Origin of the sequence: Mesotoga infera, from assembly GCA_011045915.1 — a bacterium.
GTDB classification, from domain to species: domain Bacteria; phylum Thermotogota; class Thermotogae; order Petrotogales; family Kosmotogaceae; genus Mesotoga; species Mesotoga infera_D.
This window is the reverse complement of sequence record DSBT01000307.1, coordinates 1-7850: the sequence shown is the minus strand read 5'-3', so window position 1 is coordinate 7850 and position 7850 is coordinate 1. Positions and strand designations below refer to the sequence as shown.

Below are 7850 nucleotides of genomic sequence, written 5' to 3'. Positions count from 1 at the left end.
TGATTAAAGAGATAATGTTTTGGAGGTGAGACTAATGAGGAAGACGCTACTATCGGCAGTGTTTGTCACCTGTCTCGTGATGATAGTCTTCAGTGCACAAAACACTGCTTCTCAGGAACTGAGAATCATCGTTGAATCTGTGGCTTTGCTAGACGTCTCGAACTCATCAGCCTCTTTTGAGATCCCCCAGGAGATGATCGTACCCGGGGCACCAATCTTTCTCCAGAACATTGAAGGCGGCCGCTTGAAGTACACTTCTCTTACGGAAGCGGGGAGTTTGAGAAAGATTACCGCTTCGCTCTCCGACTTGTCGTTGCTGGAAGTGGTCGAGATTGGTATTACGGTCAGTGCGCCCGATAGTGGTAGGGGAAAGGTTGGAGTTTCCAGTGGAAGAGTCTTGCTCACGGCTGACCCTCAACCTGTGGTTGAAGGTATTGGCAGCGGATGGATTGGTACTGAAGATGCAGATGGTGCAATGGTGCTTTATGATATCAACATTTTCTCCGCGGAAATGCTTGTAGATGGTGTGGTAAATCTGGAAGTGTTATTCACTCTTACAGAAGGTTAATCGAGAACTCCCGAATCAATAAAGATTATTTCCTCGCTCTTCTTTCTTATTTCAAGAGTTACTTCTATCATGTCGCCGGGCTTCAACTCCAGCTCGACAGTATCTTTGTCTGCCACAAATCCTTTGGGAAGTGTTCCGGCCTCAAGGCGCAGTAGCCATTTGCCGGGCCTAAGATTTGGAACCGAAATCTCCCCATTGTCTCTGGTCACAAGTCTGAATCTCTCATCTTCACTTTCCAGTACGAGATTCACGCCTCCGATGGAGAAGGGAGTCTGTTCCATGTTCCTTACCCTAACCCTAAGAGCCGCCGATTGGACCAGTGTTATTGAAAGATCCTTTTCTTCACTTGCCGAGATTGTTATCTCAATCGGCAGCCTATCGCTGCTTATCAAGCCTCTCTGAAGAGAGTCATTGTCGATGTCAAAGAAATAAGTGCCGGGCTTCAGCCCGCTAAACATGAATCTCCCGTCTTCGCCAGTTATTGCTACGAGGTTGTTGAGTTTTAGAACAGCTCCCTCCAAAGGTATTTCGTTTCCCTCTGAAGAGATTACGATCTTCCCTGAAAGCGAACCCAGGTATCTTCTTGGCCAAAATGGGATCGAAAAGGGGAAGGAATAACCTGCAGTGAAAGCCCCTGAAGGAATCCATTTTGTCTTATCCGTCATTGCGATACTGGCCGAAGCGTTAATCGAACCTCCGTTTTGAAGGATCTTTGAAAAGGATATTCTGGCCGTGAGTTTCACAGGATCAAAGTTGTTCATCACATATGTCAGTGATCCGTCGAATCTGTATCCATCTTCCATCAGAAGAGTGCCGACTAATGCAGCCGTGGTCTCGAATCTTTCCTTGACGTAGTCTTTGAGGGTAAGCCTCGCGTTTAGATAGGCGTTTCCCGATAATCTGTAAGATCCGTAGACATCAAGCTGAATGGTCTTCTTATCAACGTTCTCAATCCGACTAAGCTGAGCGGAAAGAGAGCCAAATAGGCTGAAACTCCCAGGATAGTATGAAGCTGCCAGATTTCCGCCCAGGGTGGCGGCCGGAGTTGACAGGCTCCTGCTGCCGCTTGAATTGTAGTAACCCCCCATGCTCACCCTCAGTCCGGAAAAGGTCGGAAAGTCAAACCTGCCGCGAAGAGAATAGCTGTTCAACAATCCCTGCAGAGCAAGATCGAAAGGATTATCGCGCTGGACCGTTCCCTCGAAAGAGATCCTGTAGGAATAAGGTTTCTGCCATACGACAGCTGCATCGAGTTTGAGCGCTTCGCTTCCGGGCTGTCCGCTAATCTTCTTCGAATAATCTGCGGCCGATCTCAGCTGAAAGTAGCCGAGGCGGCTGGAAAAGACATATCCCAGCTTCAGCCCGTCGTACTTCCCATCCAGGAAGGAGACTCTTAGAAGGGATCTTGTCGAGACCGGTTCCAGACCGGACTCTATTGCCAGAGATGACTGAATTATATTCGACGAGCCGAAGCTTCCGTCAACAGCAATCCCTGCCGATAGATTTTCCGGGAGATTCCAGTCTGCGAAGAGCCCCGAAATGGACAGGTCTTCCGAGACTATTGCGCCCATTCTAAGAGAGTCAAGACTTAGATTGAGATCGAAGCCCCTTGCTGACGTTCCAAGATTCACCGAGGCCAGGCCCGCTCTGCCGAGAACTCCGTATCCGACTTCAAGCAATTCCCCTCTGTAACGTAGACCTAATGAAAATCTGTTGTCTTCATCTTTGCCAATTATCGGCAGAGAGCCGTTCAGACTTATGCTTCTGGTTTTCGCGTCATTCAGAAACCCGTCAATCTTCAATACCGCGTTCAGCAAGAAGCCGTCTGAATAACCGGCAGTGATCGACAGCCTGGCGGGCAGTACTCTGAATCTGTTTGCCAGGGAATCGGCCGGAGGAAGAATAAGCACCGAAGATCGACCCGACATGAGGCCTGCCTCTCCCGACTCCCCTGTCGCCGTTAAGATGATAATGTGATTTCGCTGTTCTGTGAGGAAAGCGGAAGTTTTCACGGTGACCTTCACTTCGCCGGAAGCCGAAGGCTGGAGCTGAAGTCTTTGAATACTTAGCCTTAGAGTATATGACATATTGTCAATGGCTCCCAGCTCAAGATAGGCAGGAACGTTGCCGTTATTGGCAACCGAGAATACGACCGAGTATTCTTCCCCGGCAGTTACATAGGAAGGAGCCTCAACAAGCCGGATTGCTAAAGACATGCTCGCGGCCACTCTGACAGTGAAATTCAGCTCAGCCGACTCACCTCTCTTATCTTTGACTTCATAGCTTACAGCATACTTTCCGGCTAGAGATGTGGAGGGCACGAGGAAGCTTAGAAGGCGTATCTCGAAGGAGTCGGCCCCCACCTGAAAGGCTGATACGCCAAAAACGTTTCGCCAGCCGGGCGGCAGCGACAGCTCCTCATCGAAGTCTAGATCATCATGGGTGTTGTTTGTTACAAGGACAGCAATCGTGACTATCTGACCGGGCACGACTTCTCCGGGAGGAGGAGTCGAGAGAACCAGTTCAAAATCTACTGCACCTAGCAGCACGGAAAGTGAAAGCATAAAAAAAATCAGAAAGGAGACTCTTATACGAGACTGAACATCTCTCACTCTATCTTCATTGAATACTGAGCGCCCCATACGTCTTCACCGTCTCTTATAAGAGCAAGGACTCTGTAGTCTCCTGAAGAAAGACCTTCAAAGGGTACAACGAAGCGGCCGGAGGTCTGAGGATATAATCTTAGGGTGTTGCCCATGAATTCGCCGACAACTTCTCCCGCTTGATTGAAGATGCTGGCCGATACCTCGGGTCTCATCCACCAGTCAGAGGTATTCTTGATATCCATGATCAAGGAGTAGACTCCGTCGTTATTCGAGAGACTTCTTCCAACAATCTCGATGCTTCTGGAGTCAGGTTCGCCGAAATTTGTGACGACCTGGACAGCGTAGCGCGTCTGAGTTCTGACTGTAATTCCCTCCAGCTCTTCATCTGCGAAAGCGATCATGGGCTCGACCATGATGACTCCCCAGTAAGTGCCGGAAAGATTCTCGTCTGATGGAACAATAACCGAGAAGGAGTAGGTCATGTTCGAATTTCTGGGCACTGTTACTTCCGGCGCCTGAAGTTCGATCCAGTTAGCATTTGATCGTTGCAGGCTTCCGGCTTCGGGATATTCCGTCGAACCCGTGTGGTGAAAGAAGTAATCTGTCAAGTAGAAGCGAACTACCGCTGGCTCGCTCGAGTTGTTTTGGAGTTCGATTCTTCCCGAAAGCACCTGGCCGGAGGAAGCAGCGAATATATGAGTTAGACCGTTTATTATGAGAACATCTGCCCTCAACGTGATCACCGAAAGCATTAGGAGGAACAGGACGAACTTCTTTGACATGTTTATCAGCTCCGCTTTAACAACACTAACAGTATTATTTTTCGCCCAGATCTATAACCGTGAAGGTAATTACACTGTCGCCCAAGAAGCTCATATCGTTCGGTTCCAATAGATACTGAATATAGAAGGTTATGACTTCCCCTGCTGGATGAAAAACGATATCCAGGAAATCGCTGGCGACTCCTTGGGTGGCAAGCGTCAAATATCCGGTGTAGAGCAGCGTGACAGAACCGCTCTTGTTTGAGGGGTTCCACAGGATCGGCTCCGATGAGAGCCTGAGAGAAATCTGAGCACCGGAAGAGAGAGTCGCCATGACTATGAACCTTCTGTCTTTTCCTTGACCGCCTGCGATCTCAGGGCGTTCGATAACGATCATCGTTGCATCCTCTGGGCTCACAAGAGATCCAGAGCTGAAAGCAGGGCCGTCTCCCGCTAACTCCGGTGAAGCCGAGACAAGCTCCCAGGCTATGTCGGTTGTGACCTTGCCCGTTGCTGAAAGCGTCACGGCCTGAAGAGAAACGGCAAGAATCAGAATGCCAAGACAAAGAAGCAGCGCTTTGCGCTGCTTCAATGCAATGTATGTCCTGATAAGGAAGATCATTTACTTTATGACTCATCCACCAGTGTGAAAATAACCGTAATAGATGTTTCTACTTCATCCAAGAAATCATCGTCAGGCAGATCTTTTCCAAGATCATTCAGCGCTGTCTCCTTTATGTCTGCAGTGTAGGTCAGCGGATGGCCGGCGTTTGCCTCAGTTCCTGTCCTAGCAAGACCTGGGCCAATTCCAGTGACAAGATCACCACTAAGCGTTGTTCCTACAAACTCAAGTGTAGTACCGCCAGCTCCAACGTTTCCCTTAGCAGAACCGTCGGTAGCGCCTGCATAAAGAGATATTGAGAAACCAGCAGGAATCGTGCTGAACGTAGTCGTTACCTTTCTCGTGAGACCCGCAAATCTCAAAGATGTATACCTGAGATATGTGGGATCGTGTACGACCGAAACAACAGGGGCCGCACCGGCTAGCTGTGGCTGAGTTACTGCGATCGTCACGTATGAAGCGTCAGCAGTTATTTGTCCAGTAGATGCCGCCGCACCAGTTACTGCAAGAAGCGCAATTTCATTTATCGTGATCGTGATCGTCTGCGTGTCTGTGTGAGTGTCCTGTGCGATTACAAAGGTTCCCACTAGAATCGCCATTACTAAAATTACTAATAACTTTTTCATTACCCACCTCCTCTAATTTGAATGTTCTATATTCGTTGATACTAATACGCAATTTCATTTCCGGATTTCTTCGCGAGCATCTGAACCCAGCTCGATATAAATTATCGATCAAGCGAACAACTTACTGATGTCCTTTACAATAAGGTTCAACGACATAGTAATTAATTTGCGATTACAAACAGTAACATTTTCTCTACAGGGAGATGCCCGAAGAAGAAGACTGCAAAAAAGATCATGGCAACTGGTCGATCCGCAAAAAGACAAACTCGAATTCAAGTATTCTACGGCTTGTCATAAGCAGTTCGTGCAGGTTATCGACGCAGTTCATGTTTTTAAAGAAAGCGAAAGGATTCGAGCGAGAAGCTCTTTACGGTCTAAGAGCAACTTTCACTTCCTTCTGAAAACAGTCCCTTATCTCGCCCGGCGGGAAAAGGATTGCATGTGCGTTGAAACAGGTGGTCTGGAGCGGAGATATGCTTTCGAAAGCTGTTGCAGTTGTTTGATTTAATCATTAAGACCAGTATATGTGTATAAAACGTGCGAACGATTATTCCGTTGTGATAATTGCTTCTTGGGATCCTGCTCAAAGAGGTCTGTATTTCTCTAGAAGACCGGTGGAGAAAGAGAGAAGAACATAGGCCAGATGAAATGGAGTCAGAAGAATGACGTTTTTCTCGTTTCAGCCTTGCCGGGAAGCAGGGAGAATGATGAGAAAGGAAACCTGTTTAGACTGACGGTACACAGATGAAGAACCTATGAAAGGCTCACATTCTTCGATGAAGCGCTCCTTTGCTTTTGATCTTGAATCCCCGCTCGAGCGGTGGACCGCTTGCGATGGGGAGTGCTTGTTCTGAAGCGCATTTCGCATCGTTTTCTCTTCTTTTGCTCTGTCATCCCGAGTGATTTTATTGGATCTACTTTCTCTCCTTGCTTCTGATACTCTCGAACATAGTCCTTCTCGAAGCGGAGCTCTCCCCATTGATCTCTCTCGATCTCCCAGTCGGTTCTTCAGAGACACCCTTCGCAACTTCGCGGCCCTCCTCCCTTAAAGGGAGGATTTGAGATCAGGATCATCAGGAGCAAAATACGAATTCACACAAGGACCGGCTTATCAGTGGCTTTAACTCTCTTGAACGAAAAGAACGTCTTAATTACTATCATTGCAACTTCCGGTTCAGAAGTTCCCTTTGTCTACTGAAGTGACATTCCGGAGTCGAGTGAATGAAGTAATCAGCTTCTGGAATCAGATTGCGACGCCCGGGTGCGGATTTGAAGGCATGGAAGACGATGCATAAGGTGTATCAGTGTTGCAGGTTAATGGCCGGACTGGAGTATAATCATTGACAGAAATGAGTCAAACAAGTGTTCTGATTTTCTCCTGATACGCCCTGGAGGTGAGGGATATGAAAGCCGTCAGTCTTCTGTTGCTTTTCTTTTTTAGCAGTTTTCTTTTAAAATAAATAGGGTCAGACTCCATTTTTCACACTGAATGAGAAATTAAAATAAATAGGGTCAGACTCCATTTTTCACACTGAATGAGAAATCGAAGACAAAAAACTCTGAGGGACTTCTTATCACAGAACAAATGGGGTCAGACTCCGATTTTCCCATTAAGAAGAGAAATCGCAGACCAAAATCTGTGAGGGTTTTCTTCATAAAATAGGGTCAGACTCCTATTTTTTGTTATGCTTTCTACAAGTCAGGAATAAGAGAGCATCATGATGTGCTTGAGGCCACGTGGAAGGTGGCGAGCGATATCTGCCCCGATGAGACCAAGGACGATAATCAAAGAGATGCATTTACGATTGTTGTCTGGAAATCCTTACCGCTTGAATCAATACTCAGAGAACTTGATATTACCGATGATGAATTTTTGGCCCCAGAAGACTATGAATACAAAGACAAAGTGTATTTCAAGCTGAGTTATAGCTTTAGGGAACGGCTCATCTGTTTATCTTTGCATCTTGCAGAGTACGGGAGTTGATTTCATGAGATGTCCCGAATGTGGAAGGGAAATGCGCCTATCTAAGGAAGAGAGCATCGAGAGTTTCAAGGGAAGTCGAGTCAGACTTTCCTACGATGTCTATAAATGTGATGAATGTGGAAGTTCATATGTAGATGCCAGATCACTCGATGAAGCTTGGAAGAAGATCTGGGACGATTATGAGATGGTCCATTGCATCCCTTCGGCGGAAGATCTCAGGAAAGCCAGAGAGAATCTAAACCTCACTCAGGAGGAGATGGCGCTCCTGCTGGGAAGGACGAAGTCCCTGGTTTCTAGGCTTGAAGACGGCTCCAGGGCTCTTTCAGACAAGCTTCTCGAATCATACACAAATCACATAATTCCAGGCGGAGAGGACTTCATCTCTTTTGTCAATTCTGCTGCTGTCCAGGGAAGGATCTCGCCGGGCGATCGAGACAGAATAGTCGGCAAGACCGGAATTCGGAAATTGAACGGGTCAGACTCCTAATTCTTACGAGAACTGAAGCCTTTGTTGTGTCATGATTGGTTTGAAGGACTAGGATTTTAGTGAACATTTGCAGAAATGCTGTGTCGAAATGATAGAATAAATTAGGGTGTCTCACAAATCAAACAGCGTGAATGATATCCATAATCTTTCTCAAAGAACGACCGAGTAGATGATTGTGAATGACCACGAGATTGTA

Annotated in this window: 7 protein-coding genes; 3 read left to right on the top strand and 4 right to left on the bottom strand. The window is 47.1% G+C overall.

The features are described from left to right. The first annotated feature begins 34 nt into the window (after positions 1-34). On the top strand, positions 35-568 hold the full coding sequence (locus ENN47_09980; GenBank protein ID HDP78490.1) for a hypothetical protein: 534 nt from the start codon (positions 35-37) through the stop codon (positions 566-568). Here the strand turns inward: ENN47_09980 and ENN47_09975 are convergent. The 4 genes from ENN47_09975 to ENN47_09960 are packed head-to-tail and all read right to left on the bottom strand — an operon-like array spanning position 565 to position 5183. Continuing rightward, positions 565-3210, bottom strand: a complete 2646-nt coding sequence (locus ENN47_09975) for a hypothetical protein (protein HDP78489.1) — start codon at positions 3208-3210, stop codon at positions 565-567. The genes ENN47_09980 and ENN47_09975 overlap by 4 nt on opposite strands. Further along, a complete protein-coding gene (locus ENN47_09970) occupies positions 3177-3956 on the bottom strand; it encodes a hypothetical protein (protein ID HDP78488.1) in 780 nt (259 codons plus the stop codon). The genes ENN47_09975 and ENN47_09970 overlap by 34 nt, the downstream gene beginning before the upstream one ends. Before the next feature lie 34 nt (positions 3957-3990). Beyond that, positions 3991-4527, bottom strand: a complete 537-nt coding sequence (locus tag ENN47_09965; protein ID HDP78487.1) for a hypothetical protein — start codon at positions 4525-4527, stop codon at positions 3991-3993. A 35-nt stretch (positions 4528-4562) separates the two neighbouring features. Next, complete coding sequence (locus ENN47_09960; GenBank protein ID HDP78486.1) at positions 4563-5183, bottom strand: hypothetical protein; 621 nt, start codon at positions 5181-5183, stop codon at positions 4563-4565. Positions 5184-6906: 1723 nt separating this feature from the next. Between ENN47_09960 and ENN47_09955 the strand changes: the two genes are divergently transcribed. Then, positions 6907-7167 carry a hypothetical protein gene (locus tag ENN47_09955; GenBank protein HDP78485.1) on the top strand — a complete coding sequence of 87 codons (261 nt, stop codon included), beginning with the start codon at positions 6907-6909 and terminating at the stop codon, positions 7165-7167. Beyond that, positions 7109-7654: a helix-turn-helix domain-containing protein gene (locus ENN47_09950; protein HDP78484.1), complete on the top strand. Its 546-nt coding sequence runs from the start codon at positions 7109-7111 to the stop codon at positions 7652-7654. The genes ENN47_09955 and ENN47_09950 overlap by 59 nt, the downstream gene beginning before the upstream one ends. The last annotated feature ends 196 nt before the right edge of the window (positions 7655-7850 follow it).

Coding starts and splice junctions, on each gene's coding strand:
- ENN47_09980 (HDP78490.1), top strand. CDS start 35: ATGAGGAAGACGCTACTATCGGCAGTGTTTGTCACCTGTCTCGTGATG.
- ENN47_09960 (HDP78486.1), bottom strand. CDS start 5,183: ATGAAAAAGTTATTAGTAATTTTAGTAATGGCGATTCTAGTGGGAACC.
- ENN47_09975 (HDP78489.1), bottom strand. CDS start 3,210: ATGGGGCGCTCAGTATTCAATGAAGATAGAGTGAGAGATGTTCAGTCT.
- ENN47_09970 (HDP78488.1), bottom strand. CDS start 3,956: ATGTCAAAGAAGTTCGTCCTGTTCCTCCTAATGCTTTCGGTGATCACG.